Below are 20,280 nucleotides of genomic sequence, written 5' to 3' on the forward strand. Positions count from 1 at the left end.
AGTATAATTATTTAAGAACGATTAGTCAAAATAAATAGCTAATATTCTTTGGGAATTGAATCGGTACGGGCCTAAAAAAAAGAATATATCCTCATATCCAAATATTATATTTGACTGATCATTCTTAAATGGCGTATAGTTGGGCTTAGAGGAGGGTAAACAATGACGTTTAAGATAAAGAACATTTCTAACCATGTGAAAGATCAAGGTGTTATGAAAGAGGGTGTGGTTACCCTTCTACTCGGTATAACGATCGTACTCGTCATCATGAATACGATGATGTTTAATTTGGCTTTACCTGCTGTTTCAAAAGATTTCCATCTGTCTGCTTCATCTACATCGTGGATTGTAACAGGTTACTCCATTGTTTTCGCGATGGCATCCATTACGTATAGCCGATTAGCTGATTTCATTCCAATCCGAAGGCTATTTATTATAGGAATTTTATTTCTCAGCCTAGCGGCAATCGCCGGATTGTTCAGCCACAATTTTATCATGCTGCTAATCGTCCGGATTCTGCAAGCAGCCGGGGCAGGTTCAATCCCTGCCTTGTCCCTAAACTTGATTTCCCGGTATGTTCCGGTTGAGCGGCGGGGTAAGGCGATGGCTATGATCATGTCTTCCATATCGCTAGGTCTTGGATTAGGCCCGGTTGTCGGTGGAGCCATTGTCGAATACTTAGGCTGGCATATTTTGTTCATCGTGACGGCTGTTACTTTGCTATTAGTGCCTTTCTTTGTAGTTCTCATTCCTAAAGAGGAGCCGCGTAAAGGGTCCTTTGATGCTCTAGGCGCACTATTTATTGGCGTTGGAACGACAGGACTCCTGCTTTTCTTAACCAACCATTCATGGTTCATGCTGATGATTGGGCTTATCGCGCTTGCTTTATTTATCGTCCGCATTCGTTCGGTTAAAGAGCCTTTCGTACTCCCATCGCTATTCAAAAATCGGTCTTTTCTCATTCTAGGAGCAGTAGGAATCGCGGCTTATCTCTCTAGTTTTGCAACACTATTCCTAATGCCGCAAATCCTTGTTAAACAGTATGGCCTAAGTGCTATTCAAGCTGGACTTGTGATTTTCCCAGGTTCGATATTAGCCGTATTCGTTTCCGGGCGGGTTGGGCGTATCATTGATGCGCGTGGAAACAACACGATTATCAGATTTCTTCCGTTGTTCCTTCTCGCATCTGTCATTTTGTTCGCCTTGTTCGAAGGAACTTCATTTGTTTCGATTATGTTGATTTACATGCTAATGAGTGTTAGTATCACGATTTTGAATAGCAGTGTATCCAATGAAATGTCTAGAATACTGCTGCCTTCGCAGATTGGCTCTGGACTCGGTCTGTTTCAGCTTCTTCAATTTTTTAGCGGAGCCTTCGGTGTCGCTATATCAGCCAGTGCTCTTGTTTGGCAGAAAAACATTCCTCCAGCGAATGCTTATAGCAATATCTACTGGGGACTGGCAGTGGTTGTCATTTTATCCATCGGTTGCGCGATCGGGTATCTCAGATTAACAGTAAGAAAACCCCAAATTGCATAAGAATTTATGGTGAAACCAGTCCAACACTTATTTCGTGTGACTGGTTTTTTGTTATTCGGGTCGTAAAGTCTTTGATTTGGGGAGCTCGATTCACAGCAGGAGAAGGGAATAACCTCTGAATAAAGAAATAATCATTAGCAGGTATTCTAAACTGGAGGCTGATCATGGGAAAAACGTTATTTAAACGGCTGCTGCTTTCGTATATACCGATCTTTTTTATCGTTGTCACGTTTACGTTTTTCGTATTTTTTCAACTGCTTAGCGAGCAAAGCCGGAAGGAAGCGCTGAACGCCAACAAAATGCTGTCCCTGCAGGCAATGCGCCTGATCGACACCTCCCTGAAAGCGATTGACAATATGGTGATGACCGAATCGATTAACAATAAGCAATTGATTGATTTCTTTAATAATGACGCAAAAGATAACGTTTACATCAACATAAGTGCGGTAAAAAAAATGCAGGATATGATCACTTCCTATCCCATTATCGATTCGATCTATTTGGTGCGCTTTGAAGATAATTTCGTTCTCAGTAACGCGACAAGCGATCAACTCAGCAATTATAAGGATGAGCCGTTCATTAAACGGGCCATGGTTCCGCAACTGTCCAAGCACTGGACGGGTGTTAGAGACTTTGAGCAGTTTGAGGTGAAAGGCAGCAAGCCTGTTGTCAGTCTGGTCCGAGGAGCGCCGTTCATAACGAGCGAGAAAGGAATGATCGTTGTCAACGTGGCGACCGATTCTCTGCAAAAAAATATCGCCGACTTGTACGATTCGAAAGCTAGCTTTATCGGGGTCCAGGACGCGACAGGCAACGAGTTGTTTAAGGATCCGAACTCTAAGGAACAAGCAAAGGTATTCTCCAATTACGTATCGAGCTATACGGGATGGTCCTTTCAAAGCGGACTTGTCAACGGTAAGGTATTTCATATCGTCTCCTCGCTGTATAACGTGTGGTTTATTATCGGGATCGCGATGATTGTGTTTGGATTCATATGGCTCGTTTATGTGACTAGACGCAATTCGAAACCGCTTGAGCAGATTGTAGCGCGTATTCGCGGTTACCGTCTTCCACTATCGGGTAGTGTGTCCAAGGAGGGCGGCGACGAGTTTTCGTTCATCGAATCGGCGCTCGTCAATATTATTGAGCAGTCCAATCAGTATCAGCAAAAGCACAAAGAAGACATGCATCTTCGAACAAGGTACTTGTTTCATCAGCTCATTGAAGGCGGTTCGGGCTTAACGATCGAGGAATGGATGGAAGAAACGAGCAGTCTGCAGCTTCCGCGCCCTTCCGATGGACAAGTGGTACTTGTGATCGAAATGGATAAATATAATGACTTTTGCCGTCAATACTCACGCATAGATCAGAATCTGCTTAAATTTGCGCTTCGCAGTGTCATACAAGAGCTTGCCCCCAAGCATGAGCTCGAGCTGTGGGCAGAGTGGACTTCCGCGTCACATCTCAGCGTCATGGTGTTCGTCGACAGCGAGGAGGAGGCTAGCGAGCATTCTGCGATTCTCGAGCTTTTTGAGAGCGTTCGTGTTTGGACGCAGGATAACCTGAAGTTTACGGTAACGATCGGTATCGGCGAGCAGGTTGTACAACTTTCCGATGTTGCAAATTCGTACAAAGAGGCGCTTACAGCGCTGAAACACAAAATTGTGCTCGGGGAAAACCGGCTCATTACAAGCAAGGACATCGCAAATCACGGTCAAGATGAGGTGTTCTCGCATCTGAACGCGATTCGATCCATTGTTCATTCGTTCAGATTGCTTGAAGAAGAATGGAGGACGAAGTACGACGAGCTGTTTGGCGAAATGAAACTGGGGCTGCTGACGAAGGACGAAATTACGAATCTGATGAATTATCTTATTTACTATTTGGGCCGGGAAATGACGGGAATGACGAAAGAGTTTCAAGAAATATGGGTACGGGACGGTTTGCCGAAGCTTAGTGAAACGATTGATAATTGCCATTCTCTCGATCAAATGCGGGAGGAGACTTTAGCCGTGCTGAATAGTCTGGGCACCGTTTTGCAGGAAGCGCAGGAGCAGCGTCTGCATGCTGCTACGATTCGCGATATGCGGAAATTCATCGAAGAGCAATACGCTAATCCGAATATGTCGCTTGAATATCTCAGTTCAAACTTCAACATCAATGCCAAATATGTAAGTAAACTGTTTAAGGAAGAGACCGGACAGAAGTTCGTCGACTTCCTGATCGATATCCGCATGCAGGTTGCACAAAGTCTCCTTGCGGAATCGCATGCTTCCATGCAGGAGGTAGCCGAGCAGGTCGGTTATACGAGTGCAATTTCATTTAGTCGCGCGTTCAAGAAAGTGGTCGGGTGCTCCCCTAGCGAATTCCGCGAGGAAGCGGCACGCAGGCAGACTGGGTGAAATTGGTTAAGCGGTAGAAAAGAGTTTGCAGAGCTTGTTCACCTATCAGTTTCATAATGGTTTTCAAGCAGCAGCTCCGGCTAATAACCGGAGCTGCGCGTATTTATAGCCTATGCGAAAATGGTTAGGGCCACGATTCTTGTTTCTTGCAGCAGCCTGTATGCGCAATCTAGTATTAGGTTATGCAAGCGCAATCAGTACAGATGAAAGGAGAAGGAGCATATGTCAATCATTCAAAAGGAAATAAGGACGACCGTACCTCCAAAGATTCGAAAGCAGCATAAAACGGCAATGCCCGGCAGCAAGTCATCTTTTAACATGGTTAGGAAAAAGATGAAGCGTCACTGGCAGTTATATGTAGTAGTATTGCTGCCGCTGCTTTACTTGGTCATTTTTAAGTACATTCCGATGGCTGGTGTCGTCATTGCTTTCAAAGACTACAACGTCATCAAAGGCATTTGGGGAAGCCCCTGGGTCGGGTTGAAATATTTTGAACAATTTTTTGAATCGCCGAATTTTTGGTTGTATATGAAGAACACACTTGGCATCAGTATGTACGGTTTGCTTGTCGGCTTTCCGGCCCCAATCCTCCTGGCGCTGGCTTTGAATGAAATACGCAACGGATTTTTCAAAAAGAGTGTGCAGATGGTCACTTACGCGCCTTACTTTATTTCGACGGTTATCATGGTGTCCATTCTCATCGTAACACTGTCGCCGAACGTCGGAATCATCAGTAAGTTTCTGCAACTGCTCGGCGTGGAAAACACAAACTTCATGGGCATCCCCAGCTTGTTCAAATCGATCTATGTCTGGTCGGATGTTTGGCAGTATACCGGTTACGGAGCCATCATTTATATAGCGGCTCTGTCAGGCGTTAACCCTGAACTGTATGAATCGGCTAAAGTGGATGGGGCGTCCAGACCGCAGAAGATCATCCATATCGATATCCCAAGTCTTATCCCGGTTTCCGTCATCCTGCTTATATTGAATTTAGGCAACATTATGAAGCTTGGCTTCGAAAAAATATATTTGATGCAAAATCCACTCAACGTCAGCACTTCGGAAGTCATTTCGACCTATGTGTACAAGGTGGGGCTGCTTAGCTCCAGCTTCAGCTTCTCAGCAGCAATCGGCTTCTTCAATTCAGTTATCAACCTGATTCTTCTCGTTGGTGTCAACTATATAGCCAAGAAGCTGTCCAATTCGAGCTTGTGGTAACAGACGGAGCCGCAAGCACCCGATGTTGCGCACAATTTCGGAGCGTCAGTCTGCAGTAAGGAGGATCATTTATGTTAAAAACGACAACGATTCGGGAATCAAAGGGCGACCGGTTGTTTCTGCTCGGCATCTACATGCTATTAACAGTGGTGCTGATCGTCGTCCTGTTCCCGCTCATTTTCATCATCAGCTCATCGTTTAGCTCACCGCAAGCGGTCGTATCCGGTAAGGTATGGTTGTTTCCAGTCGAGTTTACGCTTGAGGGCTATAAAGCGGTGTTCCGGAATCCGCAAATCGTATCCGGTTACATGAATTCGCTTATTTATGCAGTCGCTGGTACGGCCGTCAACGTTGCATTGACCGTAATGCTTGCTTATCCGCTAGCCCGAAAAACGTTCTATGGCCGCAATTTTATTATGGTACTCCTAGTCATCACGATGATGTTCGACGGAGGGCTTATCCCGTTCTATCTGGTCGTGAAAAACCTGCATTTGCTCGATTCTCGCTGGGCGATGATCTTGCCGGGAGCGATGGCGGTGTTTCAGGTTATTGTCGCCCGCACCTTTTTCCAGACAACGATTCCCGATGAGATCGCCGAAGCTGCTGAACTCGACGGGTGCAGCGACATCCGGTTCATTACCAGTATCGTGCTTCCGCTCTCCAAACCGATTCTGGCTGTCCTAACGCTGATGTATGCAGTCGGCCATTGGAACGCTTACTTCGATGCCTTGATTTTCCTGAAATCGCCGAATTTATTCCCTTTGCAAATCGTGCTGCGCAACATTCTGATTCTGAACACGATCGATCCGACTATGGTGTCCAAAGTCGATCAAATGTTGGCTCAGCAGGGGCTGAAGGACTTGCTCAAGTATTCGCTTATCGTTGTTGCGAGTGCCCCCGTACTGATCATATATCCGTTCGTGCAGAAGCATTTTGTGAAGGGCGTCATGATTGGTTCATTGAAAGGATAACGACTTGGCGGCCAAACAGCCCATTTCACATGAAAGGTGGTGGTGAGTTCGTCGTGCAGCTTAGATTACTTCCTTTGGGTTCAAATGGCAGGGTTCGATAAAATGGGAGGAGTCATTTATATGAAAAAATGGAATAAAGCTTACACGGGTACGATGGGGGTAGCTCTGAGCTTTTCGCTCGTTTTGAGCGCTTGCAGCACAGAATCCGATAAGCCTGCAGCAAACACACCTTCAACCAGCGCGCCCGTCGCGACCGATGTGTTCTCACCAGTAGGACAATACCCGATCGTAAAGAAACCGATGACGATTAAAATGTTTGCACCTCAGCTCGCCAGCATCGAGAACATGGAGACCAATACATTTACGAAATACGTTCAGGACAAGACGAACATTCAAATTAAATGGGATCTCGTACCTGACAAAGCGCTTAACGACCGCAAACAACTCATGCTGGCAAGCGGAGATTATCCGGAAGTGATTCTACATGGGTCCTTGACCAAAGATGAGCAGATGAAGTACGGCAAGCAGGGCGTGTTTATTCCGCTGAACGATTTGATTGATAAATACGCGCCGAACTTCAAGAAAGCGATGGCCGATCTGCCTTATCTGAAGAGCTCCATCACGGCACCGGATGGCAACATTTATGCGCTTCCGCAAATAAACGAGTGCTATCACTGCAACTACGCACAGAAGCTTTGGATTAACCAATCATGGCTCAATAAGCTCGGGCTGAAAATGCCGACAACGACGGATGAGTTTTACGAAGTGCTTAAAGCATTTAAGGAAAAAGATCCGAACGGCAACGGTAAAAAAGACGAAATTCCGCTTACGGGTTCAGACGACATGTGGGCAGGCAATATCTCCTCCTTTTTGATGAATTCGTTCATTATCGACGACCAAGTAGACAAAGACAGCGGCACGTTCCTCCAGTTGAAGGACGGCAAAGTGGACTTGTCCGCCAATAAGGCAGAATGGAAGCAGGGACTGCTGTACCTGAACAAGTTATATAAGGAAGGACTAATCGATCCAGCGTCATTTACGCAAAATTCCGACGCGATTCAGCAGCTCGGCAACCGCCAGGACGCAAATGTGATGGGAGGCATTACTACAGCTTTGATCAGTTACGCGCACTCGCCGGACGAAAAGCACCCGCGCCATAAAGAGTATGTAACCGTCCCTCCGCTCAAAGGGCCGAACGGTGTGCAGCAAGCAGGGTATTTTGCGGGAGTGGGCAGCTCGCAGATGGCGATTACGAATAAAGCGACGAAAGAACAACAAATTGCCGCAATCCGTTTGGCCGATTATTTGTACACGGAAGAAGCGATCGTGCTTGAAGAGCACGGTCCGGAAGGTCAAGGGTGGCGCAAAGCGAAGGACGGAGAGCAGGATATGAACGGCAAGCCGGCGAAATATGCGATTATTCCGAATGCTGATACCAAAACGACGCACAATGATGGTTGGGAACAGATTGGTCCGTCTCTCCGCACATTCCAATACCGCGATTCGTGGGCAGCCCTTCAAGATCCGCTTGCTGAAGGCGCATACGAAGTTCGACTGAAGCGTGAGTCGGCGAAATATGAACCTTTCCAATCGAAGCAAATGTACCCGTCCAGCGTGTTCATCGCACTGGAAGATGCGGAAGTGGCAGCCCAATTGAAAACGACAATTCGCGATTACATTAAGTCCAACATGGCGCAGTTCATTACGGGCAGTAAAGACATCGAGAAAGATTGGGATAGCTATGTAAAAGGTTTTGACGGCCTGCAGCTAGGCAAGTATATCGATATTTATCAAAAGGCGATTGCCAAAAAGTAATGCAAAATATGTTCCGCCTTCGGATCTGTTATGATTTCAAAGAAATAAAAGAAAGCGAGTGTGGCTCATTCATGGATACTGACGTTTTAGCGAAACCGACCCTGCAGCAGTTGGCCTGGCAGGACTTGGAGCTGGGCATGTTTTGTCATTTTGGCATGAACACCTTTTGCGATCAGGAATGGGGAGAGGGAACGGACTCACCGCTGAAATTCAATCCAGCGCAGCTGGATGCGCGCCAGTGGGTAAGGACGGCCAAACAGGCCGGGTTTAAATATTTTGTTTTGACTGCGAAGCATCATGACGGGTTCTGCTTATGGCCAACGAAGACGACCGATTATTCGGTCAAGTCGAGCCCATGGAAAGACGGACAAGGGGACGTTGTCCGCGAAGTGTCCGATGCCTGCCGGGAGGAAGGCTTGCATTTCGGTTTGTACTTGTCGCCTTGGGACCGGCATGAGCCATGCTATTCGGACAAAGCGGCATACGACGATTTCTATGCGGAACAACTGACGGAGCTATTGACACATTACGGCCCGCTCGTCGAGGTATGGTTTGATGGGGCAGGCTCTCAGGGACGAGAGTACGATTGGAAGAGAATTATCGGACTTGTTAACCAGTACCAACCGGATGCGATGGTATTCAATATGGGACAGCCGACGATTCGCTGGGTTGGAAACGAAGACGGCGTCGCCCCATACCCATGCTGGAATACGGCGGAGAGCGCTAGAGAGAGCATGTTCACAAGCGATATGCTTACATGGATGGAAGGAACTACGTCTTGGGTGCCGGCCGAGTGCGACGTGCCGATCCGCAAACGTCATTGGTTTTGGCATCCGGATGACGAGAGCAGCCTCCATAGTTTGGAACACTTGATGGATCTTTACTACCGCTCTGTGGGGCATGGCGCGACAATGCTGTTAAACGTGGCTCCCGATGACCGCGGTTTACTGCCGGATGTGGACGTGCAGCGAGTAATCGAACTGGGCGACGAAATCCGTCGCCGGTTTGATGCTCCGCTAGCTGTCACAACAGGAGAAGGCATGGAAGCAACACTTCATTTGGATGGCGAGCAATCCGTCGACCATGTTATATTGATGGAAGACATCGCATACGGCGAACGGGTACGGGAATATGTGCTCGAAGCGAAGTATAAGGGCGAGTGGGTGGAGCTTGTAAATGGCAGCGCCATCGGTCACAAAAAAATCGACAAATTTGCAGCGGTAAAGACAAGTGAACTGAGAGTCCGGTTTACCGCGTGCGCAGCGACGCCGATTACACGCAGATTTGCCGCTTACTCGATAGGCTGACTCAAGGTGTTAATTGATGAATACTTGGAGGTATGAAGGTGAAAATCGGGCTTAGTTCTTATAGTTTGCTGCCAGCGTTGAAGTCGGGAAAAATGACCATTCTGGATGTTGTTCAATGGGTGAAAGACAACGGCGGCGAGCATCTGGAGCTCGTTCCGTATGGCTATACGCTTGTGGATAACCTAGAGCTGGCGGATGCACTCAGGGAAAAGGCGGGATCGCTCGGCATTGACTTGTCGAATTATTCCATTCCAGCTAACTTCGTGCAGGCGACGGAGGAAGAGTTCGAAGCGGAGATGGAGCGCGTCAAGCAGCACGTTGATCTCGTGCATCGATTGGGCATGAGGCATATGCGCCATGACGTTACCGCATTTACACTGCCACTGGAGAAAATGACAATCGGATACTTTGAAACCAGTTTACCGCTCATCGTTCACGGAAGCCAAATTATTGCCGACTATGCGGCAAACTTCGGCATTACGACAACGATTGAAAATCACGGTTTCTCCGTGCAGGCGAGTGACCGGGTGCAGCGTGTGCTGGCCGGAGTGAACCGCCCCAATTTTAAAACGACATTGGATGTAGGTAATTTTATGTGCGTGGACGAAGCGCCGCTTGTCGGCGTGCGCAAAAATCTGCCTTATGCTTCTTTAATTCATTTTAAAGACTTTTATTTCAGACCGTACTATCAAGACCCGGGAGAAGGCAATTGGTTCCGGACTACAAACGGTAATTACTTAAGGGGCGCGATCGTCGGCCATGGGGACATTGAGATCAGAGAAATCATAAAGCTGATCAAAAACTCGGGCTATGACGGCTATGTAACCGTAGAATTTGAAGGGATGGAAGACTGCGAAATCGGTTCGCGGATTGGTATGAATAACTTAAGGAAATTGTGGAATGAAATTTAGGTGAAAGACAAAGGCAGCCGTCCAAAATGGATTGGCTGCTTTTTTCTCAATATGCCAGAAAGTATAAAATCAGGGTTGTCTTTTTGAAGAATTGATATAAATGGATGCGCGAGACAGTTTGCCGAGAAGTCGATTTCCGGCTTCTCGGACTAAGTGGGCGAGCATCGGCTCGCAGAGCACTCGCTGTAAGCGCGTTTTTCGCGCTTATTTGTTCGAGTGTTGCAAGCTAAATTCAAAGTTTCACTTTACAATATTTGGTTTTTCTCCTAAGGTAGAAAATAATTCAAAACATTTCAAGGGGGAAGAAGCATGGACGAAACATTACCGTTGTTTATAGTATCAGGTGCAAGTGGTTCTGGGAAGACAACTGTTATTAAGGAGCTCAGAGGATTATTGCCAGATGTTGATATTTTCGACATTGATTCCATTCATCCATTTGTTGGAGACGATTGGAGCAAAATTCAAAATATTTGGCTTCGTGTTGCTAGAAATATCGCCGAAAGCGGGCGAATATCAATAATATGTGGAACCATGATGCCGTGGGATGTTGAAAAGTGTGAGGATTATCCATACTTCAAGCATATTTACTATTTGAACTTACATTGTGACGATGAAACCCGTGAATTACGATTACGTGCAAGGAACTGGTCAGAGGAAATGATTCAAGATCATAAATCCTTTGCCAAGTGGTTGCTTGAAAATGCTGACAAAGCATACACACCACCAATGCCGACTGTCGATACTAAAACGGATGTACATGAAGTGGCTCTTCGAATAAGTGAATGGGTAAATGGATATAAAACTTAGACCCGCAGCCGTTGCTTTGGGTCTCTTTTTGCTGTTGGCCAAAACGGGGCAATATAGTACGAATGGACAGATTAACGTAGCTAACTATTACTAACATGTCTTAAATTGGAATAAGATGGAATACTATATTTAATTCACTTTTAGCGATTCGGAGGTTTTTCTATATGGTACATATTGTCCTGTTGGTCATACTGATGGCTATCATTATTTTGCCACCACTCATTTTTTTTGGTTATATGTATGCTTTATCCAAAAAACCAAAGCATTCCATCATCCGCTCCCACCCGTTCCTTGGTTGGCTGCGATACTTGCTTGAAAAGCTCGGGCCCGAGTTCCGCCAATACTGGTTTGACAATGATACGGAAGGGAAGCCTTTCTCGCGAGCCGATTTTGTCGGTATTGTGTATGCGGCGAAATACCGAACGGATCTCATCTCATTCGGCGGCAGGCGCGATTATGAGAAGCCCGGTTTCTATTTGTCCAATTCCATGTTTCCGAATCTGACTAGTGAGCTTAGGGTGGATAATAAAGGGATGGTACTCGGAAAAAAATATGTAATTAGCGACGAGGGGCTTTTTACTCGGAAGGAAAAATTCGTTGAAGAACAAGTAAGACCTTGGTTGCTGGATGATGACGATGTCATAGTGGTAGGTGAAAACCGCAAAAACCCTTGGCGGCTCAAAGGAATGTTCGGCGCTTCAGCCACTTCCTACGGAGCAGTCGGCGAGCATTATATTCAGTCCACAGGTAGCGGAGCAAGGATGGCGAGCGGCTCATGGATCAATACCGGTGAAGGCGGAGTTGCTGATGTACATCTAGCCACGGGGGTCGATATCATTTCACAGATCGGGCCTGGGATGTTTGGCTTCCGAGATGATAGCGGCCGCTTCTCCATAGAGGAATACAAGCACAAAGCTAAGGTCCCAAGTATCAAGGCTTTTGAATTGAAGTTTCATCAGGGCGCCAAAATACGTGGCGGGCACCTCGAAGGCTCAAAGGTAACTGAGAAAGTCGCGGCAGCTCGTTTGGTGCCTGTTGGGAAGACGGTGAATTCGCCGAATCGGTTTGAATTTCTAACCAATCCGGAGGAAGCGCTCCGTTTCATAAGCACTCTTCAAGAAGAAGGAGGTAAGCCGGTGGGCATTAAAATCGTCGTAGGTGATCCGAAGCGTCTAGAGCCGTTTTTCCGTTCTATGGTAGAGTTGGATATCTATCCGGATTTCATTACAGTAGACGGTTCCGAGGGGGGTTCTGGAGCGACTTTTAAGGCGATGGCGGATGGCATGGGATTGCCGCTCTTTGCCGCGTTACTCATCCTCGACGATTTAGCTAGAAAATTCGGCGTGCGCGACCGTTTCAAAATTTTCGCTTCCGGTAAACTCATAACGCCTGATAAAGTTGCAATCGCCCTAGCATTGGGTGCCGACTGTGTTAACTCCGCTCGCGGCTTTATGATGGCTAATGGCTGCATCATGGCGATGCAGTGCCACACCGGTAAGTGCCCAACCGGCATTACAACTACGGATTCCAAATATCAGGCTGCGCTGGCTCCAGAGGAAAAGCAATGGCGAGTAATGAACTACATTCTTCAACTGAGGGAAGGCTTATTCTCACTGGCTGCAGCCTGTGGCTTGGAGAGTCCACGTGGATTTAGGCGAGAACATGTTGTGTTTACGAACGAAAGTGGTCAATGCATACGAATCGTTGATTTGTTTCCTTATCCAGAATCCTGATAATATAAATAGCATACGAAGCAGTTACCACTTCCGAAGTTTAGAAAACGAATTTACTAATAAATATAGACAAATAAAGCAGACGCCGAGGCGATCTGCTTTATTTATTGAGGTAATTGGCAGACTCGTTCTCCGGGGGACACTCATTGTCATGCACGGATTGACACTTCACTCGCCATGCAGTCTCGATGGGTTTCCGTACGTACGCACACTGATTAATTTTGACCAGTCTTACGTCCGTGCGGCGGCGGAGCATCTGTTTATGACGAATGTTCTGGAGCCATTCGAGAAGCTTGGCAACTATGTGATCCTTTTAAACGAAGAGGAGAAATCCGAGTTCGAATCGATCTATTTTATCTTATATTGAACGTCACTTGACTCAAACGATTCGGCTCGAACATCTCGAGAAAGAATTGCAGGCTGCTCGCCGGAGCAATATCGGCGGCAGCTGCGGCCTTCCTTACCACATTAGCAAAAGTATGTTTGCGGGATCGACAAATAACGGCACTCTTTAAAGAGGGTGTCGTTATTTCCTTTTTTCAAAAAATCGACAGTACGGGGGAAGCTACAGTTAACTTAAAAGTAACTTAGTTTAAACTTTTTCACTCCTTCTCAAGTCAGGAATCATTATCTATAATTGAAAATAATAACCCAAGCTATATTATACGATGAAATACGAAAGCATGGAAGAACGGACAAGACAGTGGGAAACTTTCGCGCAGGACAAGGAATGGAACGAAGTGAAACAAAAATCCGAGCAGAATGGAAAAATTGTTGAACACGTCGAGCAGATTTTTATGAAACGAGCGGAATATTTTAAAGTATAAATAAATTGTTGTGGAAGCAGGAGGAGTTACACGCATGAGATATCGTAGACTTGGCAAGAATGGTCCAGAAATTTCAGTTATTGGCTTCGGCTCCTGGGCAATCGGGGGTGGAGGCTGGGCCAGCGCTTGGGGCAACCCAATGCGGTCTGGTTTGGGACGAAAACAATAACATTTCCAAGAACGGAACCTACGGCTCCATCCTTCGTGAAGCGGAAGCATCGCTGCGTCGCCTTGGTACCGATTATATTGATTTGTATCAAATGCATTGGCCGGATACGGTCACATCTTAAGTGTACTGCCGGCCGTCGAGCTGACTTTGGATGAAGCTACACTTGCTGAAATTCGCAAAATAGCTGAATAAAGTGCAATTGCACTTCATGACGATGAGAGGGAGAGTTTATATGAATATTGATTTGAGAGGTCAAACAGCGCTTATCACCGGTGCTTCGGGACAGCTTGGCCGTGTCATGGCCCGAACACTGGCCCTGTGTGGAGCGGATATTGTTATTCACTACAATCAGAATGAATCTAAGGCGGCAGAGTTACAGGCTGAGATCGAAGGTATCGGGCGCCGTACTGTTACTGTTCAAGCCGATGTGACCAAAGCGGATGAGGTCATCGCGATGAAGGATCGCGCGCTGGAACTTACAGGGGCAGTAGATATTGTAGTTGCCAATGCCGTTATTCAGTACAAATGGACATCGGTACTCGATCAGCCAATGGAAGACTACATCAGCCAGTTTGAATCGTGCGTTTTACAAAGTGTACTGCTCGCAAAGGCATTCATACCGGACATGGTGAAACGCAAAAAGGGCAGGGTTATCGGTATTAATACGGAATGCTCCATGCAAAACTTCCCTTCCCAATCCGCCTACGTGAGCGGCAAACGAGGGATGGACGGATTGTATCGGGTACTGGCAAAGGAAGTCGGCGAACATCAGGTGACTGTTAACCAAGTGGCGCCAGGTTGGACGATCAGCGATAAGGATCGGGAAAACCTTACGGAACGCCAAGAGTCGTATGAGAGCCATGTACCGATGAAACGTCGCGGCACCGATCAGGAAATTGCCAATGCGGTAGCGTTTCTGGCTTCTGATTTGGCGAGTTTTATTACGGGAGCATTTATTCCCGTAAATGGCGGAAACGTAATGCCGACGATATAAAGGCATGATCCGATATGCGGGTACAGATGAAGAAGTCCGCTTTTTAGCGATTAACGTCTAAAATGGACAATGAATTGGGGCATTCAATTATGAAAGAAGCCAATGTCAGGGAAATTAGGGTAACTGATTATCACGATATTTATTTGTTGAATCAAGAATTTAACCCAAATCTGAATGTATTCTCTAAAGAGAAAGTAATAGAGAAGATTGAAATCATTACAAAGAAAACTAAAGATATCATCTTTGTTTACGAACAAAACAAAGAAGTAATTGGATATATTCATGGAAGCCCGTATGAATTACTTTTTTCCGAATCTTTAGTAAACGTCTTGGGATTTGTTGTTAAAAAAAATGATAGAAATCAAGGTAAGGGCAGCATGTTGATTGAGCGTCTTGAACAGTGGGGAAAGGACAATGGATTTTCTGGGATGAAACTGTTATCCCACCCAAGTCGAATACATGCTCACGGGTTCTACGAACGACGCGGCTATATGTTTACAAAGGACCAAAAAAATTTTATAAAAAAATTTGATGATTAAACTTTCGGAAAACATTTGTTCAATCGACAACAATGCGAGGCTGCCTGCACGATCGGCAAGGCTGTACATGGAAATATAGAATTACTATAACAATAATTCCTTCGATGGGAGAAGTATATGGGCTATGTAGAAGACTTAAGAAAAATAGTAGGCCATATTCCACTGATTCTTGTTGGTTCGGTGGTTATTATTACTAATGATGAAAATAAAATTTTACTGCAAAAACGGATGCATCATCCAGTAGGTCGTTATGGTTTACCGGGCGGATTAATGGAGTTGGGGGAGTCTACCATAGAGACTGCTCAGAGAGAAGTGTATGAGGAAACAGGACTCGCGGTTAGAAATCTTAATTTAATTGATGTTTTTTCGGGCAAAGAAAATTTTATCAAAGCTCCCAATGGTGATGAATTTTATGTTGTTGTTACAGCTTATTGGACAAAGGAGTTTAGTGGTATTTTAAGAATTAATGATGAAGAATCCATGAGTTTGGAGTTTATTAATATTGATGAACTGCCAGAGAACATACCAAGAAGTCACAAAGAAATAATAAACAGGTACAAAACTTTGATAACGGGAAACGATAGCTAATGATTTATAAGAGTGAAGTGAACCTCTTTCATTAATCTTGAGGAGAGAAAAAATGATAAATAAATTCGTTTCAATGCTTATGGGACTTTTATTTTATCGGTCTTCTCTACTAAAGTTTTCACCTCATGAAGTCGTGGAATACGACAAAATCTACTCGGATGCCATTAGGGAAAATTCTGAAATTATTTATTCATGCAGTTATCCGAAATATCGTTTTATCCAATACATTTCCTCTTCCAAGCCAGTAATCATGCACGGATCAAACAAGGAGGGAATTCTAGAATTCGAAACCAGAAGACAGACACTTTATAATGGACAATACGTTGAGGCGGTATTTGCAACGAAAGATGGAACTTGGTCTTTATTTTATGCTGTATTTGATCGGCACAAGTTAGTTGATAATTTTAGAAACGCCTGTTTTAAAATACGCAAAAACAATAATAAATACTATTTTTTCTCGTTGACTCAGAACACTATGAATAAAAACCCTTGGACGAACGGTATTGTATATTTTCTACCCCAAGAATCTTTTGAAAGTACAAATAGTTCAATTGTTTCATTTGATGAGTGGATAAGCAGAACACCAGTAAAACCAATTACAAAAATTACAGTGGAGCCTCAAGATTTTTACTTTATAGATAAAGTTTCATGGCATAAGGCAAATGAATCACTTTTTACATCATGGTTTCTTTACAAGTTAAGAATAAAGATGATGAATTGATAGATCTTATAGCGAATTTTAGAGTGATCTTAGAGCTATCCGTACCCCCTGAAATCGACAGAATTCGACGAATCGTTATAAAAGCTATGCATAAGGAGTGAATCACGATGGCGAATAATTACAAACGCTTCATTCAAAATCAATTCGAAAAAGCGAAGTCTAGCGCTTCCGAATTCATTTCTTCAAGAAGTGAAGAACAAGAAGAAGGCACTATAGAACTCAATCCGCAATATTATGACCAGCTGAAAGCAATCGCCGATATGCAGCATACGACCGTGCAAGAGATCGTCAATGGAATCATTGTCAAACACTTGGCAGGCGCCCCATACAAATCAACGCCCATCTCAGTGGATCAAAAGGAAGATAACCCGCTTCTGTATTTGGATGGTATTTGCAAACTAGAGGATTAAGGAGTGCTGACATATGGATAACCACTTGAACGTTCAGGATGCAATTTTTCTGGATGAAACAGCTTTAGCCGCTCTAATGAACCCTGAAGACCCCCACTATGCGAAAGCCCGTTCCCTGTTTCTGGATTTGCATGATCTTGAACGTAATTACATAACGACAAACTCCATTATATTTGATCTTCACGAATGGCTTCGCAATGAATACAGCTATCAGCAGGCGGAATATTTTCTAAATGCAATTGATAAAGCAGTGAGTAAAAGCAAGCTGGCGCTCGTCTCCAGCGGCCCCGAATTAGAGGGGGAATCGCGCAGACTGCTTATGGACAGGCCTGAACTCCGTTTCTCGCTAGGCGAAGCATTCACTGCTGTGACCATGTCCTATTATCAGGTAAAACGCATCTTTACTTTCAATCGCAATTTCATGATGCTTGCCAATTTGGATAAGGATATTCGAATCATTCCATCCAATTAGCACCTGAGGGGCTTGCATCGCGAGGGAATCTTTAACAGACTAAGGAGTTTTGCCAGCATAATTGGCAGAACTCCATTTTGTTTTTATACAGATTAGCTATGTGTCCCTTTTCCCGAGATCAGCTTGCGGCAATTGCGGGACTCGCACTGGCAATGAAAACTTCTGTACAGCTTATCTTCTGTAGATTCGTAATCCATCGTAATAAGATCACCTGGTCTAATGTCTTTACTCGCCCAAAATACTTGCTCTTCCATATCAACTGTTGTATTGGGGTCACAGCGATGTAATATTTTACCCATAAAGTAAGGGTCTTCAATATACAAGCCCTGCTTTTTTTGTAAAGTATAGAGGGTTTGATAATCCAGGAGGGTACCGTGAAAACGGAAAAGAAGTTCTCCTTTGCGAAAAAACATTTTTGCCATCACGCCTTCTCCATACTTTTGATCATAGGAGATAGCAAATTTATCTTTGGTAGGTTCGTTCGGATGATGGTCGAAATGGTTCGGGTAAAACCGGTCTTTATTCTCTAATAACGGTTTGACATTCAATGCGCTCAGGTGAGAAAAATTGATTAATGCTAGCAGTGACTTGATCCTCTGAAAAATCTTTGCAGCTAAATACATCCAAATAACCCTCCCGATGTATATCGTTGGTGTGTATAGTGATGCTGCTTGTATAAATTAACTGAACGCCTGATATTCCAATTTCGTCGCCCTCGCCGAAACGGAAGCATTGACATTCGCCAAAAGCTATCATATCGATTTCTTGCACCAACTCAGAAATAAATGTTTGAATCGCTTCTATGCTTAAAATACGTTCATTGCAGTTCTCTAGGTGGAACAAAGCGTGCTTGCCGTAACAAAGTTTCCCGTCATGAAGAATTCTTTTATACATGTGGAAGCTCCTTTTCTTATTATGTTGATATATCATATTGCGGAGTCCCCGTAAGCGTTATTAAGAATGCTAAATATCCACATCGTATTGAAAAGAATATCCGTGCAAAAAATGTGTAGCCATAAGAAAATTAATTTAACTTTAATCCGAGCTTAATTTAGCTATGTTATTTTAGGGATTAGGAGTAGGTTCATCTATGAGTTTATATAAGAAAATGAGGAGGGCTACAACATGAAGAAACTAGGTCTAATCGCATCTATGGTCAGCCTGATCTCTCTTTGGAACGTAACGGAAGCTTCCGCCAGTAGTTTTGCCGATGTCTCTAGTTCAAGTCCCTATCTATCCTATATCAATGATCTTGGACGGCTAGGTGTCACGGACGGTGTTGCGCCGGGGCAGTTCGGTCCGTCTAAGACGCTGACTCGCGCACAGTTCGCTAAATTTATAGCAGTTGCTTTTCAGTTGAAGGATGACGGTTCGTCAATACCTTTTCAAGATATTCAAAGTCATTGGGCTGCTCCGTATGTACGTGCGGCTTATCAAGCAGGGATCATTGAGGGTACGAGCGCTAGCACCTTCACACCCGAACAGCCGGTGAAACGAGAAGAAGCCGCCACAATGATATGGCGGTTAGCCCAAAGTAAAGGCATTGCTGCACCCGCTGCTCTCAAGTTTCAAGACTCCCCCGATGCATGGGCGGTCCCTGCGATTAGCGGTGTACTGTCTAAAGGCTGGTATGCTATTGATGCACGTAAATCAGGGGAAAGTTGGTCTTACCGTCCGCGCGACAACATGACAAGACAGGAAATGGCTGCTTTGCTAGCCCAATCTATGAAGGATGTGCCGGGTAGCACTTGGACGTCAACTGCTTCAGATACGGGGACGACACAGGAGGCTGCTTTGCCATCATGGCAGCAAACACTCAAGGACAATTTGCTAAAACAAGAAACTGATTTTCAAATTAAATTAAACGATCCGAACGAATTCCAACAAATTAAAAGTTATGTCAATGCACTGCTAGCGGATAATGACTATTTGCATTACATTTATCATGGCATGAATTATGAATATGACGGTGTAGCGACGGTTACGTTCAAAGTCTCCTATTTGGAGTCTAAAGCGCAAACTGATTATGTTTCCGAACAGGCTAAGACTATAGTAGCTTCAATCACCCATGCCGGGATGAACGATTTCGAGAAAGAGAAGGCTGTGCATGATTACGTGATCTCCCATCTGGCTTATGATCAAACTTTGGTCGAACATACAGCATACGGCGGATTAAGTAAAGGCACAACCGTCTGTCAAGGATATGCATTGCTTACATATCGGTTGCTTACTGAGGCTGGCATCTCGAATAAAATTGTGGAAGGCGATGCCGGAGGCCAACTGCATACATGGAATTTGGTCAAGCTTGGCGGTAATTGGTACCATCTGGATACGACATGGGATGATCCTGTTCCTGATGTGAAAGGTAGATTGATGTATCATTACTTTAATTTGACAGATGCTCAAATAAAGCACGATCATACATGGACGGGGACTTACCCGGCTGCGTCTCAAGATTTTATTCAAGCGCTGGGACAAGAAGTACAGTCGGGCACTATGAATGCAGCCGCTTCTCAAGCATTGCTGACTTCTACAGGACTCTCCGGAGAGACGGCTGAGAACACGGCTGATTCCATATCCGCGGTTCAGGCCTTACTTCAAAGAGGGATTTCAGCTGGGCAGAGCCAGATCATTTTTCGTTATAAAAGCTCTTTAGGGAGTGCGCAATCCGTTATGAAAACTGCGCTAACCAATAATATAATTATGAATAACAACGTTGGAAGAGTGACCTACGAATTTGGTGCTGACACAAGGTTAACGGGCTATACCTCACTAACAGTAAATATCACTTATGGATCATAGAATGAGATTTCTCAAATACAATATAAAGCAAATATTACATGGGTAGGTTGACTAT

At 44.9% G+C, this 20,280-nt stretch carries 20 protein-coding genes and 1 pseudogene; 19 read left to right on the forward strand and 2 right to left on the reverse strand.

Annotated features, from left to right (window positions below; translation table 11 throughout):
- Positions 1 to 162 precede the first annotated feature (162 nt).
- From ASG93_RS02220 to ASG93_RS02300, 18 genes and pseudogenes are all read left to right on the forward strand, one after another.
- Complete coding sequence (locus tag ASG93_RS02220) at positions 163 to 1,539, forward strand: MFS transporter (RefSeq protein WP_056828375.1); 1,377 nt, start codon at positions 163 to 165, stop codon at positions 1,537 to 1,539.
- Between the two features lie 164 nt (positions 1,540 to 1,703).
- A complete protein-coding gene (locus ASG93_RS02225; RefSeq protein ID WP_056828377.1) occupies positions 1,704 to 3,941 on the forward strand; it encodes a helix-turn-helix domain-containing protein in 2,238 nt (745 codons plus the stop codon).
- 291 nt (positions 3,942 to 4,232) lie between these two features.
- On the forward strand, positions 4,233 to 5,159 hold the full coding sequence (locus tag ASG93_RS02230) for an ABC transporter permease (protein WP_235550728.1): 927 nt from the start codon (positions 4,233 to 4,235) through the stop codon (positions 5,157 to 5,159).
- Between the two features lie 71 nt (positions 5,160 to 5,230).
- Positions 5,231 to 6,130, forward strand: coding sequence for a carbohydrate ABC transporter permease (locus ASG93_RS02235; protein WP_056828381.1), 900 nt, complete (start codon positions 5,231 to 5,233; stop codon positions 6,128 to 6,130).
- Between the two features lie 120 nt (positions 6,131 to 6,250).
- On the forward strand, positions 6,251 to 7,945 hold the full coding sequence (locus ASG93_RS02240) for an ABC transporter substrate-binding protein (RefSeq protein WP_056828383.1): 1,695 nt from the start codon (positions 6,251 to 6,253) through the stop codon (positions 7,943 to 7,945).
- Between the two features lie 71 nt (positions 7,946 to 8,016).
- Positions 8,017 to 9,252: an alpha-L-fucosidase gene (locus tag ASG93_RS02245; RefSeq protein WP_056829276.1), complete on the forward strand. Its 1,236-nt coding sequence runs from the start codon at positions 8,017 to 8,019 to the stop codon at positions 9,250 to 9,252.
- A 38-nt stretch (positions 9,253 to 9,290) separates the two neighbouring features.
- Positions 9,291 to 10,163 carry a sugar phosphate isomerase/epimerase family protein gene (locus ASG93_RS02250; protein WP_056828385.1) on the forward strand — a complete coding sequence of 291 codons (873 nt, stop codon included), beginning with the start codon at positions 9,291 to 9,293 and terminating at the stop codon, positions 10,161 to 10,163.
- A 309-nt stretch (positions 10,164 to 10,472) separates the two neighbouring features.
- Positions 10,473 to 10,970 (forward strand): AAA family ATPase, encoded by a 498-nt coding sequence (locus tag ASG93_RS02255; protein WP_056828387.1) that lies wholly within the window; start codon positions 10,473 to 10,475, stop codon positions 10,968 to 10,970.
- 164 nt (positions 10,971 to 11,134) lie between these two features.
- Positions 11,135 to 12,703 carry an FMN-binding glutamate synthase family protein gene (locus ASG93_RS02260; protein WP_056828388.1) on the forward strand — a complete coding sequence of 523 codons (1,569 nt, stop codon included), beginning with the start codon at positions 11,135 to 11,137 and terminating at the stop codon, positions 12,701 to 12,703.
- Between the two features lie 151 nt (positions 12,704 to 12,854).
- On the forward strand, positions 12,855 to 13,070 hold the full coding sequence (locus tag ASG93_RS02265) for a hypothetical protein (protein ID WP_056828390.1): 216 nt from the start codon (positions 12,855 to 12,857) through the stop codon (positions 13,068 to 13,070).
- 298 nt (positions 13,071 to 13,368) lie between these two features.
- A pseudogene (locus tag ASG93_RS33745) lies at positions 13,369 to 13,530 on the forward strand (NIPSNAP family protein); the annotation flags it as partial.
- A 59-nt stretch (positions 13,531 to 13,589) separates the two neighbouring features.
- Positions 13,590 to 13,820 carry an aldo/keto reductase gene (locus ASG93_RS02270; RefSeq protein WP_056828392.1) on the forward strand — a complete coding sequence of 77 codons (231 nt, stop codon included), beginning with the start codon at positions 13,590 to 13,592 and terminating at the stop codon, positions 13,818 to 13,820.
- A gap of 111 nt (positions 13,821 to 13,931) precedes the next feature.
- Positions 13,932 to 14,693, forward strand: coding sequence for an SDR family NAD(P)-dependent oxidoreductase (locus ASG93_RS02275; protein WP_056828394.1), 762 nt, complete (start codon positions 13,932 to 13,934; stop codon positions 14,691 to 14,693).
- An 89-nt stretch (positions 14,694 to 14,782) separates the two neighbouring features.
- Positions 14,783 to 15,232 carry a GNAT family N-acetyltransferase gene (locus tag ASG93_RS02280; protein ID WP_056828395.1) on the forward strand — a complete coding sequence of 150 codons (450 nt, stop codon included), beginning with the start codon at positions 14,783 to 14,785 and terminating at the stop codon, positions 15,230 to 15,232.
- 117 nt (positions 15,233 to 15,349) lie between these two features.
- Complete coding sequence (locus tag ASG93_RS02285) at positions 15,350 to 15,820, forward strand: NUDIX hydrolase (protein ID WP_056828397.1); 471 nt, start codon at positions 15,350 to 15,352, stop codon at positions 15,818 to 15,820.
- Positions 15,821 to 15,872: 52 nt separating this feature from the next.
- Positions 15,873 to 16,541, forward strand: coding sequence for a hypothetical protein (locus ASG93_RS02290; RefSeq protein WP_056828398.1), 669 nt, complete (start codon positions 15,873 to 15,875; stop codon positions 16,539 to 16,541).
- A gap of 107 nt (positions 16,542 to 16,648) precedes the next feature.
- Positions 16,649 to 16,951 (forward strand): hypothetical protein, encoded by a 303-nt coding sequence (locus tag ASG93_RS02295; protein WP_056828400.1) that lies wholly within the window; start codon positions 16,649 to 16,651, stop codon positions 16,949 to 16,951.
- Between the two features lie 13 nt (positions 16,952 to 16,964).
- The gene (locus ASG93_RS02300; RefSeq protein WP_056828402.1) at positions 16,965 to 17,423 is read left to right on the forward strand and encodes a type II toxin-antitoxin system VapC family toxin; all 459 of its coding nucleotides are present in this window, start codon (positions 16,965 to 16,967) and stop codon (positions 17,421 to 17,423) included.
- A 92-nt stretch (positions 17,424 to 17,515) separates the two neighbouring features.
- On the opposite strand, the gene ASG93_RS33750 is transcribed toward ASG93_RS02300, so the two are convergent.
- Positions 17,516 to 17,845 (reverse strand): SET domain-containing protein, encoded by a 330-nt coding sequence (locus ASG93_RS33750; protein ID WP_082614653.1) that lies wholly within the window; start codon positions 17,843 to 17,845, stop codon positions 17,516 to 17,518.
- Between the two features lie 97 nt (positions 17,846 to 17,942).
- Positions 17,943 to 18,317: an S-adenosylmethionine decarboxylase gene (locus tag ASG93_RS33755; protein WP_082614654.1), complete on the reverse strand. Its 375-nt coding sequence runs from the start codon at positions 18,315 to 18,317 to the stop codon at positions 17,943 to 17,945.
- 231 nt (positions 18,318 to 18,548) lie between these two features.
- On the opposite strand from ASG93_RS33755, the gene ASG93_RS02310 reads away from it, so the two are divergent.
- Entirely contained in the window at positions 18,549 to 20,225 is a 1,677-nt protein-coding gene (locus tag ASG93_RS02310) for an S-layer homology domain-containing protein (RefSeq protein ID WP_056828405.1), read from the forward strand.
- The last annotated feature ends 55 nt before the right edge of the window (positions 20,226 to 20,280 follow it).

The sequence above is a fragment of the Paenibacillus sp. Soil787 genome (assembly GCF_001429545.1).
In the GTDB taxonomy this organism is placed as follows: Bacteria; Bacillota; Bacilli; order Paenibacillales; family NBRC-103111; genus Paenibacillus_E.